This window comes from Cohnella sp. OV330, assembly GCF_900112065.1.
Lineage (GTDB): Bacteria > Bacillota > Bacilli > Paenibacillales > Paenibacillaceae > Cohnella.
Map to the genome: position 1 here is coordinate 74,063 of NZ_FOKE01000003.1, position 21,683 is coordinate 95,745.

Below are 21,683 nucleotides of genomic sequence, written 5' to 3' on the forward strand. Positions count from 1 at the left end.
CGTAAAACAAAGAGACCTATTCCGGCAGGAACAGGTCTCTTTTTCGCGTTTTCATGCGGCTTAAATGGTCTTGAATCCTATGATGCCGATCTGCACTTCATCTTTTTGCTTCTTCTCTCCCGTACAGCATCAGTTCAACCGGCAAGACCGTCCGTCGCGGCGTATAAACGCCGTCGATCTGCTCCCGCAGCTGTTCGACGGCTGCTTGGGCCAGGGCCTCTTCGTTCTGGCTGATGTAGGAAACGCCGGGCAGGTCGGGATCGTCGAACGAGATTAATTCCGTGTTTTCTCGCCCAAGCTTTTGAAGCGACCGGGCGGTGAATTGAGCCGTCTCCGCGGACAGGGCCAGGACGGCGGTCACTTCGGGATGGGCGCGCAGGAACGCGAGGACATAGGGCTCGCCGTCGTCGGTTCGCAGGATATCGAGCGGCACATGGCACCAGAGCGTTTTGTCGATCGAGGACCGGCGGTCGATATAAGCCTTCTCGAATCCTAGCGTGCGGTCTTCGATGGTCGAATTCGTATTGTCCGGCGAGACGAGCGCGATCTGGCTGTGCCCTTTGTCGAGCAGCATGTTCACGGCGTCGCAGGCGCCCGCCGCGTTGTCGGAGACGATCTGGTACGTGTCGATGTTGCGAAGATAACGGTCGATGAATACGAATGGGAATTTGTCCAGCGATAAACGAAGCAGCGACTCGTTGTACTTCTCGTCCTCCGTCGGAAAGACGATCATCCCCAGGGCGCCGCTCTCCGTCAACTGCTGGATCGCTTTGGTCTCCTCGGCCGAAGATTCGCGGGTAATGTGAAGGATCATCTGGTATCCGGCGTTCTTGGCGTAGTATTCGACGCCGTCGATCAGCTTGCGGATGACCTTCGTCTTCAACGTCGGGACGATCAGGCCGATCGCGCCTTCCGCCGCTCGGCTGGCCACATCCGATTCCCGTGACAAGGATCCCGCAGGAGCATCCGCCGAAGGCCGGGAGACAAAGGTTCCTTTGCCTTGGACGCGCGTGATCAAACCCTCGTCGGCGAGTGCCGTCAACGCGTTTTTAACGGTAATCTTGCTGACGTGGAATTCGTCCATAATCTCCTGTTCGGACGGCACCCGGTCTCTATGCCGAAGCGCTCCGGCGAGAATTTGCTCGCGATAATGATCCTGAATTTGTTTGTACAAAGGCAGCTTGGCCATATATCCAAACCTCCGGCCGTCTCATTTAGGGCATTCCATAGTATTACTATACCATCAAAATCCAACAAAATATAAATAAATATATTTTATAAATTTTATGATCAATTGGTTATATAAAAAGTTATAAAACCCTCCTATAATTCAATTTGTAAAGCGGTTACATTCCGAAAAAGAAAGAAAATAATCCGTGGAGGTCTACAAAATGAAAAAAGCGGTCACGATGGCTTCCGTCTCCATGCTGACGGTCGCCCTGCTGTCAGGGTGCGGCGGTAACAACAAAGAAGAAGGCGCTTCGCCTTCCTCCCCAGCTTCTTCTGCAACCTCGGATGCAAGCGCTTCCCAGGGTTCGTCCGCATCCGCTTCGTCCAGCGCAAGCGCGAGCGCCGGAGACAAGGTCAAGCTGACGGTTACGCATTATATGGTCGAAAAGCCGAAAGTGGATACCTTTAAGAAGCTCACGGACCGCTTTTCCGAGCTGAATCCCGGCGTAAGCTTCGACATTCAAGTCATGCCGGTCGACAAGTATAACGACAACATCAAGCTCAAGATCAATGCCGGCGATTCGCCCGACATCATCTTCGGCCGGCCGGCCGGCATGGTGGACATGACCAAAGCCGGCGCCTTCCTTGACGTGACGAACGAAGCGTTCGTCAAGCGCTTCGATCCCGCTTATATCCCGAACGTCTCGTACGACGGGAAAATATACGGCCTTCCCGTAGACCTCATGACCAACGCCGTCATTTATAACAAGGATCTGTTCAAGCAGGCGGGCGTCGAGGTGCCGAAGACGTACTCGGAGCTGCTCAAGGTTGCGGAGACGCTGAATTCGAAGGGCATCACGCCTTTTGCGGCTTCCTGGAAGGACGGCGCCTCGTATATGAGCTTCATGTGGCCGGACATGTGGGGGACGCTCCTCGTGCATAATCCGGATTACGCGGGAGCGGTCATGGCCGGAGACAAGAAGTTCTCGGACATTCCGGGCTACAAGGATTTCCTGCAGCGCATCAATCAACTGAGCGCCTACGCGAACGGCGACGCGAAGGATATCGACTACGATCGCTCGCTTCAGTACTTCGCCCAAGGCAAAGCGGCGATGGACATTATGGGCAGCTTCGCGATCGGCTCGATCCGTGGCTACAATCCGACCGGCAACTTCGGCGTGTTCATGTATCCGGCGACCGACGATCCGAACGACAACTATATGACCTACTCTACGGACGACACGTGGATGATCGGCGCCAAGTCCAAGCATCTCGACATGGCCAAAAAGTTCTTCGACTTCATGGCATCGGACGAAGGCGCGCAGATCTGGGCGGACGGCGTGCAGACGATCAGCACGATCTCCAAGGATATCAAGCCGGCGCAGCAGGACCAGATCGCGGCCGAGTTCCAGGCGATATTCCAGACGGGCAAGATCGTCAACAACCAGGTCAAGCCGCTTTGGTACGGCCAGTACGACGATACGTGGCAGAAGACGATGACCTTTTTCCTCGTCACGGATCCGGCCAAGCGCAGCGTAGACGACACGCTCAAGAAGCTTGACGACGGATTCGTCAAGATCAACAAGATGAAGTAAGAGACGGCTAGCCTTCGCGCCCGGCCCGGGCGCGAAAGGCCGGCCCTACGACAAGAATTCGGCGGTGATGGCATGAAGCGTTTGTACAAGGATCGGATCGTTACTTTTTCGTTTTTGATACCCGCGCTTTTCTTTTTTTCGCTGGTCGTCATCATTCCCTTTTTCCGGGGCTTGAATATCGCGTTCACGAACTGGGACGGGATCAGTCCGACCTACGAATACGTCGGCTTTCACAATCTGAGGCTGCTGTTCGGCGATTCGGACGCGCTCGAGCCGCTTCGCAACACGCTGTTTTTCGCCTTGTTCACCACTTTTTTCGTGAACGTCTTCGGTTTGCTGCTCGCTGCGGCGCTGAATACGAAGTTCAAGGGCGTCAACCTGCTGAAGTCGTTTATTTTCATGCCGATGGTCATCAGCCTTGTGTTGGCCGCGATTATCTGGCGTTATATTTACAGCGATATCTATCCGCTGCTGTTCCATACGGACGGCGGACTGCTCGGCAATCCGTCGACCGTCATGCTCGGCATCGCGATCATCTGCGTCTGGAAGGAAGTCGGACTCGCGATGGTGATCTACTACGCGGGCCTGCAGACGATCCCGAAGGATATGTACGAATCCGCCCGGATCGACGGCGCGGGGATCGTCCAGCAGTTCCGCAAGATCACGGTACCGCTGCTCATGCCGGCATTCACGTACTGCGTGCCGTTATGGCTCGGCACGGGACTTCGGCAGTTCGATTATCCTATGGTCGCGACCAAGGGCGGCCCCGGCACCTCGTCGGAGACGCTTGCCATGTACGTATATAACTATGAGTTCCCTTATTTCAAAGCCGGCTACGGCCAAATGTCCGCGATCGTGCTGTTCGCGTTCATCCTCGTGCTCACCATGCTCGTGACGCGTTATTTCCGTGGGAGAGAGGTGGAATATTGAACACGCATCTCTTAAAGAAGCCCCGCAGCTGGCCGGACCGGCTCCGGATCGCTCTCTTATACGCGATCGCCGTGCTTTTCCTGTTTCCTTTTTACATCGCCATCGTCTATTCGCTCAAGACGCCCGTCGAGACGGCCGCAAGCCCGCTTAGCCTGCCGAAGCATATCGCCTGGAGCAACTACGCGGACGCCATCGCGGCATCGCATTTCTTCATGGCGCTCCGCAACAGCGTCGTCGCCACGGTCGGCACGGTCGCGCTGACGATTCTGGTCTGCTCGATGGGCGCCTACGTCATCGCGCGCAATCAGAATCGCTTCTATTCTTTCTTCTATTACTTGTTCATGTCGAGCATCATGCTGCCGTTCCAGGTGCTGATGTTCCCGCTCTACAAGACGTGGGCGGACCTGCACATCCTCAACACGCTGCATGGTCTCGTCATCTCGCTGACGGGCGTGCAGATCGGCTACTTCTGCTTCCTGTACGTCGGCTTCATCAAGACCGTGCCGCGAGAGCTAGAGGAGTCGGCGCTGCTCGACGGCGCATCCAAGTACAGGACGTTCTTCTCCGTCATCTTCCCGCTGCTGAAGCCGATTAACGCGACGATCATCGTCCTGAGCGCGCTCGGCGCCTGGAACGACTTCGTCGTATCGATGGTGCTCGTGCAGAAAAAAACGGCATCGACGCTCCCGCTCGTCCAATTCCAGTTCTTCGGCGAATATACGTCGGAGGTGAACATGGCGTTCGCGGCCATCATTCTGTCGATGATTCCCATCATGGTGTTCTATGGATTCGCTCAGCGCTACATTATCGGTGGCGTTACCGCGGGTGCAGTCAAAGGATAAAAATGGAATGAAACGAGGTAATATGCATGAACCCATCCGCGCAAAAGGCAGACAAAACGATTTTTCCCAACCCCTTAATCGCCCAGCGGGCGGACCCATGGGTATACAGGCATGCTGACGGTTACTATTATCTGACGGCGTCCGTACCCGAGTACGATCGAATCGAGCTGCGGCGTTCGAGGACGCTGGCCGGCCTTGCGGACGGCGAACGGACCGTCGTATGGACGAAGCCTCTCTCGGGGCCGGCCAGCGCGCTGATCTGGGCGCCCGAGCTCCATCACATTGACGGTAAATGGTATATTTACTTCGCCGCAGCACCGTCGGAGGAGATCGTGGACGGACTGTTCAATCATCGGATGTACGTGCTGGAAAACGGATCGTCCGATCCGTTCGCCGGAGATTGGATCGAGAAAGGGCGTATCGCCACCGCCTGGGATACCTTCTCGCTCGATGCCACCAGCTTCGCGCACCGGGGAAAACGGTATCTCGTCTGGGCGCAAAAGGCACCGGATGTCGAGGGCAATTCAAATCTGTACATCTCGGAAATGGAAAACCCGTGGACGCTGCGGGGAAAACAGGCGTTGTTAACAAAGCCGGACCTTGCTTGGGAACGAATCGGCTTCCTGGTCAACGAGGGGCCGGCGGTGCTGGAGCGGGACGGCAAGCTGTTCATCACCTACTCCGCAAGCGCGACCGACCACCACTACTGCATCGGTCTGCTCGAAGCCGACGCGGAGGCGGACCCGCTCGATCCGTCCGCTTGGCGCAAGTGGGATACGCCAGTATTCACGACCAGCGAGGCGAACGGCATTTACGGTCCCGGCCACAGCTGCTTTACGGTGGCGGAGGACGGCGAGACGGACGTGCTCGTCTATCACGCTCGCAGCTACAAGGAGATCGTCGGCAATCCGCTGTACGATCCGAACCGGCACGCGCGCGCGCAGGCGTTCGGCTGGGATGCCGAAGGCCGCCCGGCGTTCGGCGAGCCGCTGCCGGAGATTTCTTAACTTCCGATCCGCCCGACGGGCGAGAGCGGAATGAATGTCGGATCGGATAGAAGACGACCTCAGCGCCGGATTCCCGGCACTGAGGTCGTCTTTTGTTCCTAGAGAAATAGCCAGCCGGCTATTATTACCGGCTGGCTATTTCATCCCGTTGTATTTTACAAAGACTGGCCTCTCAGCGAAGGCTCATACAGCTTCGCCCAATTCCGCTCGATATCCGCGATCAGTTCGTCCGGATCCTCGATGCCGATATACAAGCGTACGCTCGCCAGCGCGCTGCCGTCTTCGATATCTTTGGCGGGGGCGGCGCCGACGGTGACGAGGCTCTCGTATCCGCCCCAGCTGACGCCGATTCGGAAGTAGTCGAGATCGGTCGCCCACTGTTTCATGGTCTCCACGCTGTGGCGCGTCACGAACGAGAATAGGCCGCCGTAACCGCTCAATTGGCGGGCGGCCAGCTCCTTCTGCGGGTAGCCTGCCAGTCCGGGATGGTTGACGCGGACGACATCGCGCTTGGACGCCAGATGCGAGGCAATCTTGAGCGCGCTGGCCTGGTGACGCTCGAGACGCAGGGGCAGCGTACGGAGGCCGCGCGTGATCAGGGACGCGGTCTGCGGCGCCATAGCGGCGCCGAGATTCAGGTAGCTGCGGTGGCCGATCAGGCCGATCAGCTCGCGGCTGCCGATGACGACGCCCCCGAGACTGTCGCTATGGCCCGAGAAGTATTTGGTGAGCGAGTGCATGACCAGATCGACGCCCATCGCGAGCGGCTTCTGGAAATAAGGCGTCGCCCAAGAGTTGTCGATAGCCGTGATAATGCCGTTGGCTTTCGCCAGGCTGGCGAGCGCGGGGAGGTCCTGCATTTCGAACAGGCCCGACGTCGGGCTCTCCAGGTAGAACAGCTTGGTATTCGGACGGATCGCAGCCGCGAATCCTTCCGTATCTTTGCCGTCGATGAAGGTGACTTCGACGCCGAAGCGCGCCGACAGGTCGGCGAGCAGCTCGCGGGTCGGTCCGTAAGCTTGGTCGACGCAGACGATATGCTCGCCCGATCCGACCAGCGCGAAGATGACGGCGGAGATGGCGCCCATGCCCGAGGCGAAGCAGCGCGCGCTTTCTCCGCCTTCGAGCCGCGCGATCTTTTCCTCCAGGTACATGACCGTCGGGTTGTTGCCCCGCGAATAGACGGAGGCGGCCAGCACGTCCTGCATGGCCTCGTCGAACTTCTGGTGCGTCTCGAACGCGAACAGACTGCTCTGGTAGACCGGCATCGTGATGGCGCCTTGGTGGCGGCTGTCCACAGAGTCGTGCGATACTTGCGTGTAAAAATGGTTTTTGTCTCTCTCGCTAGTTGTCATATATACCTACTCCTATCCCGCAAGAAACTGGCTCAGCCCTTCTCTGCCCCTTGCGTCAAGCCCTCGACGATATAACGCTGGGCGAAGGCGAACATGATGATCGTAGGGATGACAGAGATGACGGTTCCGGCCGACATGGATCCCCAATCGATATCGAACTTGAGTACGAATGAATTCATCCCGACAGGCAGCGTCTTCAGCGAATTCGTATCGATAAACATGACGGCTTGGAACAATTCGTTCCAGTTCTGAACGAAGGCGAATATAAACGTGGAAGCAATCCCCGGCAGCATGACCGGGATAATGATGCGGAACAGCGACGTAATCCGCGAGCAGCCGTCGATCATGGCCGCTTCCTCGAGACTGGCCGGTATTCGCTGGAAGAAGCCTCTGAGCATAATGGTCGAGAAGGCGATGGAGCCCGTCGTGTACAGCAGGATAAGCGACATGCGCGTGTTCGTCAGCCCCATGTCGGACATCATCAGGTACAGCGGCGCCAGCGACACGAAGCCGGGCAGCATCTGCGTAAGGAAAAACGCGAGCATGATCTGCTTGTGGCCCCGAAACGAGAATCGCGCCATGACGTACGCGCACAAAATCGAGATGATAATGACGGCGACGGCGGACACGATCGACACGATCAAGCTGTTCATGATGTAGATATGGAACTTGGAAACCGTAAAAATGCGGTCGAAGTTGCTGAGAGAAAAATGCGTCGGCCAATATGTGATAGGCAGCTTAAAGATTTCGCCCTTGGGCTTGAAGGACGTGATGACGATCCAATACAGCGGGAATACGACCACGGCCAGGTGCAGCGCTAGGTAAACGATCTTTAATCCCTTGAGAGTCGCTTTGGCGGCCATCAGAAGTCACCCACTTTCTCGGACTTCGTCACGAACAGATAGAAAATCGTGTACAGCATCAGGATCGCGAGCATGATGACGCCGATCGCGGAGGCCATGCCGTAATTGCCGGCGAGGAGCTTCTCCATGAGCAGGGAGGAAAGCACGTGCGTGCTTCCGGCCGGACCGCCGTTGGTCATGCCGTAGATGAGCGTCGGGTCGTTGAAGATCCAGATGACGCGCAGCAGCGTCGTGGCGATGATCGTCGGCATAATGTAGGGAAGGGTCACGTTGAAAAACTGGCGGAACGCGTTGGCGCCGTCGATATCCGCGGCTTCGTACAATTCGCCCGGAACGGATTGGAGAGCGGCCAGCAGCATAATGGCGAAGAAGGCAATGCCGTACCATACGTTCGCGACGATAACCGAGAACATGGCCCAATGCGGGTCCGATAAGAAGCCGATCCGTTCGTGAATGATGCCGATTTTAAGCAGCAGGTCGTTGATCACGCCGTATTGGGAATTGAACAGCCATTTCCAGATCAGGCCGATCAGGAACCCGGACAGCGCCCAGGAATAGAACACGAAGCCTTGATAAACGCCGCGTCCGCGGAATTGCTTTTTGAGCATAAGCGCAAGCGCAAGCCCGATAAAGAACTGGAATACGAGCGAGAAGAAGACCCAATATACGCTGTTCTGTAACGCGGTAAGAAACTTGCTGTCGCGGAAGGCCGTCTCGAAATTCTGGAGTCCGATGAAATCCACGTTGTTGAGGTTGAACAATTCGTAATTCTGAAAGGCCATGATCACGCCGCGCAGGAACGGATAGAACGTGAAGACGGCGAGCAGCAGAAATGCGGGAAATAGGCTGAGCCAAATAAATGTACGCTGTTTCATCCGGAGTCACCGCCTTATGTTGCAGGGAATATGGCTTGCGGCGCAGGCCGCCCGCCATATTCCCTTTGTGGTTAACAGTCGCTCTGCAGCTTATTTCGCGTCAAGCTCCGCTTTGGCATCGATCCAGAACTTGTCCCATTTGGCCAGCGTTTCTTCTACAGACGCCTTGCCGAGCAGCATTTGTTGACCGGTCTCCATGGACACCGTGCCGAACTTGCTGTTCGCCGGGTAGTTGAACGGAGGCTTGTAGTTGACGAACGTCTTGGGATCGGCCGTCATATCCAGCAGCGTCTTGTAAGGACCGTCATTGAAGTATGCGTCTTCGGTCGCCGTGCTGTGGATCGGAATCGTGCCGTAGCTCTTGGACCATTCGACGTTCTGCTCGTTGGAGCTCAGGAATTCGATCAGCTTCCAAGCCGCTTCCTTCTTGGTCGAGAAGGACGTAATGCCCCACCCTGCGCCGCCGGCGCTGATCAGCGCGACGCCGCTCGGGCCGGTCGGCATCGGCGCGGTCGCCCAGGTTCCTTCTTCCATGCCGTCCTTCAGCGTGTTGATGACGTCGGGATCCTGAAGCAGGAAGGCCGTTACGCCGGAAGTGAACGCTTGTACTTGCTCGGAGAAGCCCCAGCCGACGGAGTCTGCAGGCGAGCCTTCCTTAAAGAGCTTAAGGTACAGGTCGAGCGCTTGCTTCGCTTCGGGGGAAGAATAGATCGACTTGCCGTCGTTCAGGAACATCGCGTCGCTCGTGTTGACGTTAGCGCCGTTGTAGGCCAGAACCATCGTGTCCGGCACGGAGTTCGCCCCAGGGCCGCCGCGGAACGAGAAGCCGTAGCGGTTCTTGGACTTGTCGGTCAGCTTGATCGAGGCATCGACCAGCTCCTGGTAGGTCTTCGGCACGGCGATTCCCGCATCTTTCAGCCAATCGGCGCGGTAGAACATTTGACGCTGATAGAGGCCGTTGGAGATGAAGTACAGCTTGTCGCCGATGCTGCCGACGTCAAGGGCCGTTTTCGTTACCGTGGAGAATTCGCTCCAGTTTTTCGTGTATTCGTTAAGAGGTTCCAGGTATCCGTTGTTGACGAATTCCGCTACGTTGAGGTCACGGGCTTCGACGATGTCGATATCTTCTTTGGCGGAGAGCATCGTACGGATCTTGTTGTCGGCTTGGTCGAAAGGAGGCGAGATCAATTCAACATCGATATTGGAATTGGCTTTCTCGAAAGCGTCGATCATCTTTTGAAGCTCGGCTGTCCGGGTGTCGGAAGTCAAGCTTTCGATCATGCGGAGTTTAACTTTCTCTCCGCCGGCAGAACTGCCCGCAGAGGCGCCGGCCGAAGCGCCCGACGAATTGTTGTTGTCATTGCCGCCGCATGCGGACAGGACCAGGGCCATCGCTACAGAAGATACCGCCAATTTTGAAATCGTTTTCATTCCACTTTGTGTGAACATTCGATTCCCCTCCTCTATGGATATCATACCGGCAGACTGTCTAACTATCAACCTGTATGATAGGTACAATCGTACTGTCTGGACCTATTTTTTGTCAACCGTTTTGTTACCTGGATGTTAATATTTCTTACAACAAGATGACTAGTACAAGTATTCTCTTTATTTTACATGCTCAAATCTCGTAGGATTTAATGATTTCTTCCAGGGAATTCATTAGCTTATCGAATTCGGACAGCGCCGTCGGTACATCGTGCGCCGCGATCGCTTCGAACATCGTGAAATGAAAGGGGTAAGTCGCGTCGAATAAACCGGCGTTCCCGAGCGGCTTGTCAAAAAATTTATTGTAAAGGACGGAAAAGGATTCTAAAACGCTTTCTAAAATGGGATTAGCGGCCGCCTTGTTGACAAGTTGATGAAAGGTAAAGTCGATCCTGGACGTGCTTTGGCCGTTTTCCTTTAATCTGCGGTATTCATTGAGGCACGACTGAATTTCTTTAATTTGCTTCGGGGTGATGCGTTGCGCGGCCAATTCGATCGCCTTGCCTTCGAGCGCGCGGCGGACGTCGAGCGTCGCGAGGAGCGAGCTGCGTTCCACCTCGATCTTCACCTTGCCTGAAAAGCGGAAAGAATCCATGTCTCTCACAAAAACGCCTTTGCCGTTTTCGATCCGGACGACTTCGTTCGCTTCCAGGTAACGCAGCGCTTCGCGAAGCGAAGAGCGGCCTACGCCGAACATTTCCGTCAATCTTTCAACGGATGGAAGCTTGTCGCCTTCCTTCAGTTCTTTCTCCTGAATATAGTTCTGAAGCTCCTCGGATACCTGCTCGTATAAATGGATTTTCTGTATCTTCTTCATGAACCTTTCCTTCTTCCCGTTCACCTATCAGACAGGTCAATCATAGTTAAAATGCCCATTAATGTCAATGGAAAATAGGGGCTGACAAGGACGTAGCTAGAATCGCAAGGCGCCCCCAACCAATTCCTTGGTCATCGGATCGAAATACATCGTAATGGGTCCCAGCAGGCCATCCCTGTCGGTGCTAAATTGAACGGATATAACGACTTCGAGCGTCTTGTTTTCAATCCAATGAGTCACGTTTTCTCCAGCCTCCAATACGACGATGGCTTTCTCTCTTGGCGTCGTCAACGTTTTTCTTTCTTCGTCGGACAGAAGGCCCCAGGCTATTTCCCGATACCGGTCTTCCTCTTTAACTTCGTCATAGTGGTAGACAAAATAGTACCAGTTGCCGCCCAGATCCGTGTAATCCTTGACGTAACTGAATTTCGAAGGATCATTTTCGAGCAATTCCGGCGAGCTGAAATAGGCGATGCCTTGTCGAAATAAGCCGGGTTCATCGTCTATCAAAATGTCGACCGTCTTCGTCGGGTCATCGTTTGAGGAAGAGATCTGCTTGATTACGCTTTCTTGGAATAGCCGATGAGCGAATGACTGAATAACGGGGTCTTGGATTTTGTCGACGGCGTGGTCTTGATGAAGGATGACGGGGCGGGTCCGGAATACACTTTCATTCTCGAGCATGTAGTTGCCCAAGTTCTCTAAATTCTCGCGTCTTTCTTGGAAATACTTAAGCACATCCGCCTTCGGATACCTCAATGCTTCGGCAATATTCAAGGGAATGATGAGATCGCTCGCTTTTACGCCGTCCTTGCCGGTACTTCCTAGGTGTCCGCATTCGCTTGCCGTAAGGATAAAGCAGATCAGGATCGGGATGATTTTACCGACAATGGCTTCATAGGGTCCCCTCCGGAGAATGGCTAACTTAGCAAGAAATGTTCAAGATGCTTTTCTATCGCTTCGATCGATTTAATAGAGAACTTAAAATACGATCCTTAGCCGGCAGCAGCGAGAGCCGGGCCGCGGTATCCGAACTTAAAATTAATTTGGAGCTTAGACCGAACGCAATCGTTTAGAAACCGCCGTTCAGATGAACCAGGACCAGACGTCCCGAGACAAAGTGGAGCTGGACTCTCGCCTCCTCTTTAAAAAGGCGAAACCGTTCCTTATACAAAAATACCTGATACGGCGTATCGTGAATGTCGCGCTGGGTGAGCAGCTCCGGCCTCTTGCCGACCACCTGAGTCATTTGCTCGAGGCTCATTCCTTCTTCGAGCTGCCGCTACTCCGCTTCGCTGATGACAGGAATATCCGCCTCTTTCATAAAAGCCACGAAAATCGACCAACCAAACACGGTCCCGACGATTGTGGAAATTACCAGAAATATAGAAATAAAATGCCTTAAATTCATCAGCCTCGCAAATTTAATGGGATGAAAATTTAACCATATCTCAAATGATACTTATAGTCCGTTGACCTTATTCTGCTTGGCTCAGTACGATTAAGATGCTAAAGAACCGAAGTCGTAAGACGTTTTTGATCTATTATATAGAAAAATAAAATATTTAAAATATGGAATTTTTTAATAGAACTTAGCGTCGTAGAGAGCGAAGTTCACCATGGGAGGTTGGATACGGTGCCGGTATTGGACAACAATTCGATTTTTATCCCGGTCAGCGTGCTGTCCAAACATTCGGGCATCAAGAGCAACATCGATCCGCAGACCAACATCTATTCGATGACGGGCGACAACCTGATGAAGATGGATATGATCAAATACACGCTCGAAGACGCCGAGACAGGCGCGATGATCGCGCCGCCGGGCAAGATCGCAAGCAACAAAGCCTTTGCGCCCGTCTCCTATACGTACGACGATAAGAAGGAGAGCTTCACCGTCAAAGCCAAGAACATCACGGGCGCCGATGTGCCAAAGGGAGAGGCAGACGTGGCAGCCTACCTGATCACCGATGCGGGCGTTCAGTTCTTGAACCCGAAGCGGGAACGGCCGGCCGTCAAAAAGGACGGGATCGTCACGGAGAGCATTCAGAACGGGGCGATCGGGGAAGACGTGAATTACTTGCTCGTGAAGGGGCGTTCGTTGGACCGCTAAGACCCGTAAAAGAATGAACTGCGTCAATGACAGGCAGCCGCTGGCGAGGTCGACACTCGCCAGCGGTTATTTTAACGGAAGGAGTTCGCTGCGCTTGGCGGTGCGTATGATTGTTTTCGCGCTATCTATCATTAATATATCGGAGCATCGTCTCGTTGGTCCTATCCAGGGACATTAGAAAATCTTGAGGAGGGAAATCATGCACGGCTGTCACCCATTGACAATCGAAGTGACGACTTACGGCGCGAGTCAAGTCATTACGCCTGTACTGCTGCACGACGGCGATGAATGTATCCTTGTCGATTGCGGGTATCCGGATTCCATTCCCCAGCTCGAACAAGCGATGGCGCTCGCAGGATTCACGTTGGAACGCATTACGAAAATGATAGCCACGCATCATGACATCGATCACATCGGGGCGCTCGGCGCTTTAAAGCGGTTGTTACCTGACGCCGTCCTTATCGCGCATGAGATTGAAGTCCCGTATCTCGAGGGGACGCAGAAATCTCAGCGACAAGAGCAAGCGGAGTCGACGCTTCATGCATTGCCTCCGGAGGCGGTGCCCGCCGCAGAACAATTCATTGCGTTGCTCGCATCCGTTGAGAAGGCGGCAGTCGATCGTCAAGTTCGTCATGGCGATATGCTGCCGTGGTGCGGCGGCCTCGAGGTCATTCATACGCCCGGGCATATGTCGGGGCATATCTCGCTCTATTTGCGTGCAAGCAAGACGGCGATCGCGGGCGATGCCGTAGTCATCGAAGAAGGAGAGCTTCATATTGCCAATCCGCAATATACCTTAGACTTGGAAGAAGCGGTAGCATCGGTGCGACGGCTGATGTCTTATGAGATCGATACGCTGATCTGTTATCATGGCGGATGCTTCCAAGGGAACGTACAGGATGCTTTGCGGGATTTGGTAAATCGCAATTCTACTATGGGACGAACCCATAAAGAAACAGAGTGACCTGAAGGAGAAGAGACTCATGTTGACCCGTCAAAGAACCATGATATTGCTATTGATCTGTTTCTTCATTTCCTATGCAGTAAGCTTCCCCGTACATGCAGCTCAATCCGCGGCTGTTAAGTCATCATCAACCAGTCGTCAGTTCGGTGCGGCGCCTTTTGATCCTGAGCGGACGTTCGAAGAGTATAACAGTAACTTAAAAGTACAGGAAAAAGGCGACTATACCATCGTTACCTGGTCGCCTATATACTCGCCCGACGGTCAGCACATTTATATGAGCGTGGCGAAAAAGGATAAGTGGCTTTTTCGCGGTAAAGAAGTGCTTACCTTTAATAAAACCGGCGATGGTTCATCGAAATCCATCGTTTTCGTGAACAACTCTATTTTTTTCGGAGATAAAAAGAGCCTTCAAGTAGCAACGATTAATTTGGAAGATGGTCTAGTCACTAGCCAGAAAACGCTGCATATCTGGGATAAACCTGCAGATTCCTATTCAACGGCGAGGAAGTTTTTCCCGATCGAAACGAATGACCGTTCAGGCGTAATCTATGAAACTGAAAAGGGGAAGTACGAGATTGTTTTCGAGGGCGAGCTTTCGAAGCCTTTAAAAATAGACGATCCGAAAAATAAGATAAAGCGCAACATCGCCTCGGAGATGATCTTGACCTCGAAACGAGACCGTCTTATTTTCAGGGGCGGAGCCGTTACAACCGTCTTTAATATCAATAAGAAAGACATGCTGTACGATGCGCGCGGGTACGATTGGGTTTATCGGGGGATTTCATTCTATGATAGCGGAAGATTTTACGCTTGCGAATCCGGCGATCTTTTTTCCATTCAAGCCATAGACGAAAATTTCAAAGTGCTTTCAAAAACTTCATTTAAGGTTCCTGCCGCGTCCGACGGATATTTTGCGGGCATAACCGTAAAAAACAACGTTGTGAGGTATTGGAACTTTAAAGCTTACCAGGGCACGAATTCGCTGCAAGTAACGAATTTCAATCTTGGGAAGTAGACGGGGGAATGCTGAACGATGATAAAGCAAGTTGTCCCGTATCACGATAACTATCAATTAGAAGTGCTAGATATTTGGTACCGAGCCGTAAAACTTACGCATACGTTTTTAACGGACGAGGATATTACGTTTTATCATCGGATGCTTCGAAACGGAGCATTGAATCAAGTTGAGATTTGGTTGGAGTTAAGTGATAACAATGAACCATCCGGATTCATCGGGCTTGATGGAACAAAGATAGAGATGTTGTTCGTAGATCCCAAATATCATAGGACGGGTGTCGGCAGCAGGCTCATAAATCATGCTCAATCCATCAAAGGCTGTCGCCTTGAAGTTGATGTAAACGAGCAAAACGAAAATGCATACGCATTTTACAAACAACTGGGTTTTGTTCAGATTGGAAGATCGGAATTAGACAGTTCAGGACGACCTTTTCCTTTATTGCATTTAGCATTAAATGAAAGGGGGTGTCGTTATGGTCCTTACGGTAAAGAAAATGAGAGCGATTTTAAGTCGTTTTGACGATGACGCTGTAATTATAACTACTTCTGATAATTTTGAACTTGAAAGCAGCATGGTTAATGCTAACGTGCATGAAATTCATTGCAGAAAAGTAAAAAGGGAATTCAAAGATGCGTTCGATGGCGAATGGTATAACAAAGATGTTTATGTTTATGATGAAGCCGGAATAAAAGCTATTAAAATCGGTGGATAAGAATGTACCTTTCAACAGAATGAAGGCTTAAGGCGCAAGCAAAAGCCCCTTCCGACGTTGTTTGCTCGCAAGGGGCTGCGTGTATTTTTGCGCACCGGATTATAAAAGCGGAAGCTCCTCTAGACGTTCATAAACGAGCATCCCCTTCTCTTTTGCGATACGAACCATTTCATCGGCCCCCGCAGAAGCGCCGCCGATTCGGAGTACGGCATCGCAGTGGTCCAGCAAGCGGATCGAAGAGGGATGGAAGATGCGCGTGAAAATCTCGTCGCCGAGCGCGTTGGAGCCCGCCGTTGCGATCAGAGGCAAGGCATACCACTCTCCCAGCACCGGCAAATGTCCCGCTTGATAGACTTGTAAAGCGATCTCGTTCATGCGCTTCATGTTGTTTTGTATTTTCGCGGGGTCGTCGTTCGTTCCCGAGCGGTAGGGGCCTGCAATCAGAACCTGCAGCGGTCTAGCCTCTGTTGCCTGCAGAAGACCATGGATCCGGGCGTATTGAAGCAGCATGATCGTCTTGCCGTCGCGGATCTCTCCGCTCTCGACCATCTGCAAGGCTTGACGGTAAGGGAGCTCCATCACTTCGATGTTTTCCTGTTCCTCGTCAAGTCCGCCGCCCGCGCCGATCGCCATGTCTTCATCGTACTCCGCGACGAAGAAGTGCAAGATTTCCGTCACGGAGCCGGGCGACATATACGCCTCGCCGATCTTCTGCACGCCTTTAATGCGGTATCCGGTTTCTTCTTCCGTCTCCCGCAGGATGCTTTTTTCCGGCGTTTCCTTGTCGAGCAGCCCGGCGCAGGCTTCGATTAACATGCCCGATCGGTTCCCGTTCTTGTAGGTGGGCATGCGGAATTGCCGCGTTAGCACGACCTTCTGTTTTTTTCGGTTATAGAGCAGTATCGTCGCGCCATTGCCGCGGTCGTATACTTCGCGGGATTGGGTCTCCCATTGTCCGTTGCCCTTCTCGTACTCGAACGTGACCTTTTTCAATACATACCAGTTGTCCGACAATAGCTCTTCCTTGACGATCCGCACCTGCGGATGCGGCTTCGTTGCGTTCATGGACGTTTCCTCCCCGTGAATATTCCGTTTTCTTTGGTCATACGCAAGCTCCCGGACTGCTTCAACACGCGTTCGACATATTCGCGAAAGCGGTCCAAGGCGGGGCCGACCAGTTTTTCTCTCGCGTTCATGGGCGTCGAAGTCATATATTCAATGAGGGGTTCCGCTTCGTTAACCAGCAGCTGATCCGGATATTGAAGCAAGCGAAGATCGGTAAAATAGGATGAGAGATAGGTCGCCCCGTTGTCGAAATGAAACCTGAATAGGGCTTGGTCCAGGACGTGCAGATCAGGATCGAAGGATGCGGCCAAATCCTCCAGCTCTTGCAGATGCCGCGTGCTCATGGTAGACGCGCAAAGCATGCCCCCCGGCTTAAGGACGCGGTGGATCTCCGCGACGGCAAGCGGGAGATCGGCGACATGGTAGAGCATGTTGTTGGCAAGCACCAGGTCGAACTGTTCCTCGTGAAAGGGAAGTCGCCCGACGTCGGCCGGCAAAAATACGAAACGCGACGGCTCGTGGCCTAACCGGGAGCGGGCGGCTTCAACCATGCCGTTCGACAGGTCGGTCAGCGTCACGCGCCAGCCCGCCGGAATTCGGTCGGCATTGCGAAGCCAGAAGGTTCCGTCGCCGCAGCCGACTTCGAGTATGCGGGCATCCGGAGCCGGCTCCAGCCGATCGAACAACCAACGATGCCACCCAAGCGGATTCGCGCTGAATTTGTTGTAGAGATGAATGCGCGTTTGCAGACGCGTCGCCGTCCGATATTGCTCGCCCCAATTTTCTTCGGTCTGCACGGCTCGAATCAGTCCTTCGATATGCGCCCAATCGGTCTCGTTCCCGAGCGATCCCAGCGTCTCGCGAATCGCGTGCACAAGGTGTTCCGCATGCGCGATCTTCTTCTGCAAGATGTCCAACTGGGCTTCCAGGGAACGGCGCATTCCCGCCTCGGATAACGATTCCTGATGTAAAATATCTTTGATTTCTTCAAGGGGCAGTCCCACGTACTTCAAGGTTTGAATCCGCTGCAGACGCTCCAAATTGCGCAGCGTGTACTTGCGCGAGTCGCCCGGGAGATGTTCTTGCGGCGCCAGGAGGCCGATCTGATCGTAATATCTCAAAGTTCTTAGGGTGATCCCCGTACGTTTGGCGAGCTCGCCGGTCGTTAGATATTCTCCGTGGGCCAAAGGCTCTCTTCCTTTCTGAACGTGCTGATCCTTCTTTAAACCTAAGTATACTGGGTGACGTTACGTAACCTGCAAGCTATTATTTTCGCGCCAATGCCGTTTTCGCTATTTATCGAAAATATTCATTTCTATCGATGCAGGCGCGATAAAGAGTGAACGATAGCGATACGCTTCGATGGATATTTGAATGGTTGGCCCATGCCTAACTTATATAATGGATTTAAGCTCCACGGAGATCGGAGGATCAAGATCATGAAACTAAAGGTGCAAGTCTACGATAAAAACAAAAAGCTAATTCCTTGTAAAATCGACTTATATCCGTTATCCGGCGAGGACGATTCGGTCGCGGACCGAGATAGAGCGGAGACCGTATACAGCGACGGACGGCATGAATTCGAAGTGGAAGCCGGCGCATATGCGATCGCATGCAAAAAAGGCAAGCTGTTCGTGCCGGCGCAGGAGTCGGTGATCGTCATGAACGAGGATGTCCAGGTAGACTTCGTATTGGAGGAAATCGTCGATACGAGAAATCTCGGGCTATACGCGTTTGACGCGCATTCCCACGTTGCGAGGAACGAGAGGAAGAAGAGCGATCCCCGGCGCGCCGCCGCCGTCATGAAAGCCGAAGGCTTTCATTTCTTTTTTGCCGGCTCTCCTTACGACGCCGAGACGCTGCTGGAAGATCGCGAACCGGCGCGTTCCGTGGGAGACATGCCGTACCGGGAGAGATTCCGCGATCTCCTCGAAGCCTCGAACGACGAAGATTTTATGATGGATATCGGCAACGAGATCGTAAAATGCAGATACGGGCATACGTTCCTCATGAATTACGAGCAGAAGCCGCCTTTTAGCAAATATTACGACCGCGCATGGGACCCTTGGTTGTTCACCAAAATCGGCGACGAGCCGAATTACGAGATTTTGTATCCCTACGAAGCGTTGGCCCAGGAAAGAGGGAGCAACTCGGTCGCGGTGGCCGCCCATCCGACGAGCTGGTGGGACCATAAGGGCGAATTCATCACGAACATCGCGACGACGTTAGGCTTCGACATCCTGGCGCGATCGATCGACGCGATGGTCGTTATGGGCTACGACGCCGATCACGTTCACTACCAGAAGCTATGGTACGAGGTGCTGAATCAGGGATACTTCATGCCGGGCGTCGCGGAGATGGATCTGACGTTCGATGCCCTCTCGCAGAAGCATCTTCAGTTTAAAACGTATGCGTACGCGGATGCGTTCAACATCGACGCTTTATGTACGGCGGTCAAAGCGGGCAAAAATATCGTCACGACCGGCCCGATCGTCCAATTGTTCGCGAACGATCAAGGTCCGGGCTCAGTGCTCGCATACGCGGCAGGCGAGACGTTTCGCCTTCGCGTCGAAGCCGTCGCCTGCTATCAGGCGCCGCTAAGCCGCGTTCAACTCATCGTGAACGGCGAGGTGTGGAAGGAATACGAAGCGAACGACGCCCGCTTGGAATGGATCGAAACGCTGAACGTCGACAGGGACGGCTTCGTGCTCGCGAAGTGCTATGACGGCGCAGGAAACGTCGCGATGACGAATCCCGTGTACTTCCGGAACAACCCGTTCGAAAACGAAGCCTTCAAGTCGAATCTGACCGTGCACGTATGCAAGGACGGAAAGCCGGCGGAGGGCGCGTTCTGGATCGGCGATCAACCGGAAAAAACGCCGTTTTCGGAACGAATCGACTGCCGGATTAACGTGGCGGCCGACGTGAATATCGAGGTCGACGGCGTCGTCCGTATCGTGAAGCTGTTCGAGCTGGAAGAGCTGCAGACGATCTTCAAAAACTTGTACTTCGGCTATTTTAATCAAGACCGCCGCTATGCGCCCGGAGAAGTGCCCGTCTCCGCCTACGAATTGGGACGAATCAAAGAGATTCTGAGCAAGGTCGACCTCCGGATCGGCTTTTAACGCATTCGGTATACCGAACTTCAAGGATTTTTATATCCCTTTTAAATTAGTTTGCTATATTAGTTGCATAACGACTGAACGCCAACGAAAAGGAATTCGCCTATGATCAAACTGCTGATCGTCGAAGATAACGATTTTGAGCGGAATGCCTTGCAAAATTACATGAATTGGGACATCCTCGGCATCCGGCAGGTGGAGACCGCGTTCAACGGGCTCGACGGATTGGAAAAAGCGCGTGCGCTCCTGCCCGATATTATCATCAGCGACGTCAAGATGCCCGGCATGAGCGGAATCGAGATGGCCAAGCAAATCATTCAATTTTGCCCGCAGGTGAAGATCATCTTTTCCAGCGGTCACGAGGACGTCAGCCTGATGCAGGAGGCGATGGAGGTCAGGGCGTTCAGCTACCTGATCAAGCCGCTGAAGCAGGAGGAGCTGACCGCGCTCATCAAGAAGACGACCTCGATCCTCGTCGACGAGAAGCTATCCCATGTCGAGAACAACAAGATGATCGAACAATTCAACAACAACCTGCGTTACCTGCAGTCCAAGTTTCTCGAGGAGCTGATCGTATCGGGCCGAAGCGCCGACGATTCCCGGTCGATCTACGTGCAGGCGAACGATTTGAAGCTGAGAATGATCGGCATGTACAGACTCGCCCTGATCGAGTTCGACTTCGGCGAGGATACGGACATTTTTGAAAATGCCAACATCTTGAATGTCATTCTCTACGGTCTCGAAAGCGTCGAGCGTTTTAAAAACGCGATCTTTTTAAAGAAATCGGGCAAGGGCGTCATCGCGCTCCTTCATACGCTGGTCAAAGGAGACGAAGAAAGCGCCAAAATCGTCCGGGAGATCGAAAATGAAATCGAGCGGTTAGCCAAGGAAAACAGCTACAAGTACATCATAGGCGTTAGCGATTTGTTCGCGAATCTGGACGAGCTGCACCTGGCCTACAAGCAATCGCGGACGGCAGCCAGAAAAAAGGTCGAGCTGGGCTATGGGCGAATCGTCTATTACGCGGACGATAAGGAAGCGACTGCCGCTTCGCCGGAATCCGAGCCTCAAAATCCGAAGGCGGCCATCTCGCAAATGATCGACCGGGTATGCGAGGGAGAGAGCAACGAGGAAGAGATCAACCGCCTCATTCAATGCATGCTCGCCGAACCGAACAAAAATATCGATTACGTCCAAAGCTTGTTTATTTATCTGTTTTCCAATCTGTCCAAGCGGATGACGGGAATGGACGAAAGCTTCGAAAAAATCGCCGAAAACGAGATCGACATTTTCAAAAACGTCATCAATGCCAAGACGATCCCGGATATGATCGTGTACACGAGCAAAATCCTAGTGTCCGTATCCTCGTATATGGGCCGCAAAAGGCTTAATAAAGACGACTACATCATCAAAGAAATATTAGACATCCTGAATCGTGAATACCGGGAGCCGATCACGCTCACCTATCTATCGGACCGCGTCTATCTGAGCCCGAACTACCTTCGGATCCTGTTCAAGGAGAAGATGGAGATCAGCATTCAGGAATACCTGACCCGCCTGCGAATCGGCAAGGCCAAGGAGCTGCTCAAGGAAACGCGCCACAAAATCCACGAGGTCGGCGAAAAGGTCGGGTACGAGAACAGCACCTACTTTAACATCGTCTTCAAAAACTACGTTCAAATGACGCCCGGGGAATACCGGAACAAGCATATGTAACTGACGGTACGAGGCATAGAGGGTGATGAGAGAA

21 protein-coding genes are annotated in these 21,683 nt (G+C 53.3%); 11 read left to right on the forward strand and 10 right to left on the reverse strand.

Annotated elements, in window-relative coordinates; all coding sequences use genetic code 11:
• Window positions 1–97: 97 nt before the first annotated feature.
• Window positions 98–1,189 (reverse strand): GntR family transcriptional regulator, encoded by a 1,092-nt coding sequence (locus BM235_RS07515; RefSeq protein ID WP_090111225.1) that lies wholly within the window; start codon window positions 1,187–1,189, stop codon window positions 98–100.
• A 202-nt stretch (window positions 1,190–1,391) separates the two neighbouring features.
• Here BM235_RS07515 and BM235_RS07520 point away from each other — a divergent pair, with 202 nt between their 5' ends.
• The 4 genes from BM235_RS07520 to BM235_RS07535 all read left to right on the forward strand — a co-directional run bounded on the left by BM235_RS07520 (window position 1,392) and on the right by BM235_RS07535 (window position 5,544).
• A complete protein-coding gene (locus tag BM235_RS07520; RefSeq protein ID WP_090111227.1) occupies window positions 1,392–2,765 on the forward strand; it encodes an ABC transporter substrate-binding protein in 1,374 nt (457 codons plus the stop codon).
• Between the two features lie 72 nt (window positions 2,766–2,837).
• On the forward strand, window positions 2,838–3,695 hold the full coding sequence (locus BM235_RS07525; RefSeq protein WP_090111229.1) for a carbohydrate ABC transporter permease: 858 nt from the start codon (window positions 2,838–2,840) through the stop codon (window positions 3,693–3,695).
• A complete protein-coding gene (locus tag BM235_RS07530; RefSeq protein WP_255374172.1) occupies window positions 3,692–4,537 on the forward strand; it encodes a carbohydrate ABC transporter permease in 846 nt (281 codons plus the stop codon). The genes BM235_RS07525 and BM235_RS07530 overlap by 4 nt, the downstream gene beginning before the upstream one ends.
• Before the next feature lie 26 nt (window positions 4,538–4,563).
• Window positions 4,564–5,544 carry a glycoside hydrolase family 43 protein gene (locus tag BM235_RS07535; RefSeq protein ID WP_090111234.1) on the forward strand — a complete coding sequence of 327 codons (981 nt, stop codon included), beginning with the start codon at window positions 4,564–4,566 and terminating at the stop codon, window positions 5,542–5,544.
• A gap of 155 nt (window positions 5,545–5,699) precedes the next feature.
• Here the strand turns inward: BM235_RS07535 and BM235_RS07540 are convergent, their stop codons facing one another.
• The 7 genes from BM235_RS07540 to BM235_RS31985 all read right to left on the reverse strand — a co-directional run bounded on the left by BM235_RS07540 (window position 5,700) and on the right by BM235_RS31985 (window position 12,191).
• A complete protein-coding gene (locus tag BM235_RS07540; RefSeq protein ID WP_090111236.1) occupies window positions 5,700–6,899 on the reverse strand; it encodes a trans-sulfuration enzyme family protein in 1,200 nt (399 codons plus the stop codon).
• 32 nt (window positions 6,900–6,931) lie between these two features.
• Window positions 6,932–7,762 (reverse strand): carbohydrate ABC transporter permease, encoded by an 831-nt coding sequence (locus BM235_RS07545; RefSeq protein ID WP_090111238.1) that lies wholly within the window; start codon window positions 7,760–7,762, stop codon window positions 6,932–6,934.
• Window positions 7,762–8,637 (reverse strand): carbohydrate ABC transporter permease, encoded by an 876-nt coding sequence (locus BM235_RS07550; RefSeq protein ID WP_090111241.1) that lies wholly within the window; start codon window positions 8,635–8,637, stop codon window positions 7,762–7,764. Before BM235_RS07550 ends, BM235_RS07545 begins: the two co-directional genes overlap by 1 nt.
• Window positions 8,638–8,727: 90 nt before the next feature.
• Window positions 8,728–10,086 carry an ABC transporter substrate-binding protein gene (locus tag BM235_RS07555; protein WP_090111243.1) on the reverse strand — a complete coding sequence of 453 codons (1,359 nt, stop codon included), beginning with the start codon at window positions 10,084–10,086 and terminating at the stop codon, window positions 8,728–8,730.
• Window positions 10,087–10,258: 172 nt separating this feature from the next.
• The gene (locus BM235_RS07560; protein WP_090111245.1) at window positions 10,259–10,942 is read right to left on the reverse strand and encodes a FadR/GntR family transcriptional regulator; all 684 of its coding nucleotides are present in this window, start codon (window positions 10,940–10,942) and stop codon (window positions 10,259–10,261) included.
• A 96-nt stretch (window positions 10,943–11,038) separates the two neighbouring features.
• The gene (locus tag BM235_RS07565) at window positions 11,039–11,638 is read right to left on the reverse strand and encodes a hypothetical protein (protein ID WP_143106647.1); all 600 of its coding nucleotides are present in this window, start codon (window positions 11,636–11,638) and stop codon (window positions 11,039–11,041) included.
• Between the two features lie 376 nt (window positions 11,639–12,014).
• On the reverse strand, window positions 12,015–12,191 hold the full coding sequence (locus BM235_RS31985; RefSeq protein ID WP_158543690.1) for a hypothetical protein: 177 nt from the start codon (window positions 12,189–12,191) through the stop codon (window positions 12,015–12,017).
• A 387-nt stretch (window positions 12,192–12,578) separates the two neighbouring features.
• Here BM235_RS31985 and BM235_RS07575 point away from each other — a divergent pair, with 387 nt between their 5' ends.
• The 5 genes from BM235_RS07575 (at window position 12,579) to BM235_RS31610 (ending at window position 15,746) form a co-directional block, all read left to right on the forward strand.
• On the forward strand, window positions 12,579–13,052 hold the full coding sequence (locus BM235_RS07575; RefSeq protein ID WP_090111251.1) for a hypothetical protein: 474 nt from the start codon (window positions 12,579–12,581) through the stop codon (window positions 13,050–13,052).
• 199 nt (window positions 13,053–13,251) lie between these two features.
• Window positions 13,252–14,016, forward strand: coding sequence for an MBL fold metallo-hydrolase (locus BM235_RS07580; protein ID WP_090111253.1), 765 nt, complete (start codon window positions 13,252–13,254; stop codon window positions 14,014–14,016).
• 19 nt (window positions 14,017–14,035) lie between these two features.
• Entirely contained in the window at window positions 14,036–15,031 is a 996-nt protein-coding gene (locus tag BM235_RS07585) for a hypothetical protein (protein WP_090111254.1), read from the forward strand.
• Window positions 15,032–15,049: 18 nt separating this feature from the next.
• On the forward strand, window positions 15,050–15,553 hold the full coding sequence (locus BM235_RS07590; protein WP_090111256.1) for a GNAT family N-acetyltransferase: 504 nt from the start codon (window positions 15,050–15,052) through the stop codon (window positions 15,551–15,553).
• Window positions 15,507–15,746, forward strand: a complete 240-nt coding sequence (locus BM235_RS31610) for a hypothetical protein (protein ID WP_143106648.1) — start codon at window positions 15,507–15,509, stop codon at window positions 15,744–15,746. The genes BM235_RS07590 and BM235_RS31610 overlap by 47 nt, the downstream gene beginning before the upstream one ends.
• A gap of 99 nt (window positions 15,747–15,845) precedes the next feature.
• Here the strand turns inward: BM235_RS31610 and nudK are convergent, their stop codons facing one another.
• Both nudK and BM235_RS07605 read right to left on the reverse strand, forming a co-directional pair.
• Entirely contained in the window at window positions 15,846–16,811 is a 966-nt protein-coding gene (gene nudK / locus BM235_RS07600) for a GDP-mannose pyrophosphatase NudK (protein WP_090111259.1), read from the reverse strand.
• A complete protein-coding gene (locus BM235_RS07605) occupies window positions 16,808–17,998 on the reverse strand; it encodes a MerR family transcriptional regulator (RefSeq protein WP_090111261.1) in 1,191 nt (396 codons plus the stop codon). Before BM235_RS07605 ends, nudK begins: the two co-directional genes overlap by 4 nt.
• A 252-nt stretch (window positions 17,999–18,250) precedes the next feature.
• Here BM235_RS07605 and BM235_RS07610 point away from each other — a divergent pair, with 252 nt between their 5' ends.
• Both BM235_RS07610 and BM235_RS07615 read left to right on the forward strand, forming a co-directional pair.
• Window positions 18,251–19,936: a CehA/McbA family metallohydrolase gene (locus tag BM235_RS07610; RefSeq protein ID WP_090111264.1), complete on the forward strand. Its 1,686-nt coding sequence runs from the start codon at window positions 18,251–18,253 to the stop codon at window positions 19,934–19,936.
• Window positions 19,937–20,038: 102 nt separating this feature from the next.
• Window positions 20,039–21,649, forward strand: coding sequence for a response regulator (locus BM235_RS07615; protein WP_090111266.1), 1,611 nt, complete (start codon window positions 20,039–20,041; stop codon window positions 21,647–21,649).
• The last annotated feature ends 34 nt before the right edge of the window (window positions 21,650–21,683 follow it).

Excerpts from the sequence above, each read along its gene's own strand:
- BM235_RS07515 (WP_090111225.1), bottom strand. The coding sequence starts at position 1,189 with ATGGCCAAGCTGCCTTTGTACAAACAAATTCAGGATCATTATCGCGAG.
- BM235_RS07520 (WP_090111227.1), top strand. The coding sequence starts at position 1,392 with ATGAAAAAAGCGGTCACGATGGCTTCCGTCTCCATGCTGACGGTCGCC.
- BM235_RS07525 (WP_090111229.1), top strand. The coding sequence starts at position 2,838 with ATGAAGCGTTTGTACAAGGATCGGATCGTTACTTTTTCGTTTTTGATA.
- BM235_RS07535 (WP_090111234.1), top strand. The coding sequence starts at position 4,564 with ATGAACCCATCCGCGCAAAAGGCAGACAAAACGATTTTTCCCAACCCC.
- BM235_RS07540 (WP_090111236.1), bottom strand. The coding sequence starts at position 6,899 with ATGACAACTAGCGAGAGAGACAAAAACCATTTTTACACGCAAGTATCG.
- BM235_RS07545 (WP_090111238.1), bottom strand. The coding sequence starts at position 7,762 with ATGGCCGCCAAAGCGACTCTCAAGGGATTAAAGATCGTTTACCTAGCG.
- BM235_RS07550 (WP_090111241.1), bottom strand. The coding sequence starts at position 8,637 with ATGAAACAGCGTACATTTATTTGGCTCAGCCTATTTCCCGCATTTCTG.
- BM235_RS07555 (WP_090111243.1), bottom strand. The coding sequence starts at position 10,086 with ATGTTCACACAAAGTGGAATGAAAACGATTTCAAAATTGGCGGTATCT.
- BM235_RS07560 (WP_090111245.1), bottom strand. The coding sequence starts at position 10,942 with ATGAAGAAGATACAGAAAATCCATTTATACGAGCAGGTATCCGAGGAG.
- BM235_RS31985 (WP_158543690.1), bottom strand. The coding sequence starts at position 12,191 with ATGACTCAGGTGGTCGGCAAGAGGCCGGAGCTGCTCACCCAGCGCGAC.
- BM235_RS07580 (WP_090111253.1), top strand. The coding sequence starts at position 13,252 with ATGCACGGCTGTCACCCATTGACAATCGAAGTGACGACTTACGGCGCG.
- BM235_RS07585 (WP_090111254.1), top strand. The coding sequence starts at position 14,036 with ATGTTGACCCGTCAAAGAACCATGATATTGCTATTGATCTGTTTCTTC.
- BM235_RS07590 (WP_090111256.1), top strand. The coding sequence starts at position 15,050 with ATGATAAAGCAAGTTGTCCCGTATCACGATAACTATCAATTAGAAGTG.
- BM235_RS31610 (WP_143106648.1), top strand. The coding sequence starts at position 15,507 with ATGGTCCTTACGGTAAAGAAAATGAGAGCGATTTTAAGTCGTTTTGAC.
- nudK (WP_090111259.1), bottom strand. The coding sequence starts at position 16,811 with ATGAACGCAACGAAGCCGCATCCGCAGGTGCGGATCGTCAAGGAAGAG.
- BM235_RS07610 (WP_090111264.1), top strand. The coding sequence starts at position 18,251 with ATGAAACTAAAGGTGCAAGTCTACGATAAAAACAAAAAGCTAATTCCT.
- BM235_RS07615 (WP_090111266.1), top strand. The coding sequence starts at position 20,039 with ATGATCAAACTGCTGATCGTCGAAGATAACGATTTTGAGCGGAATGCC.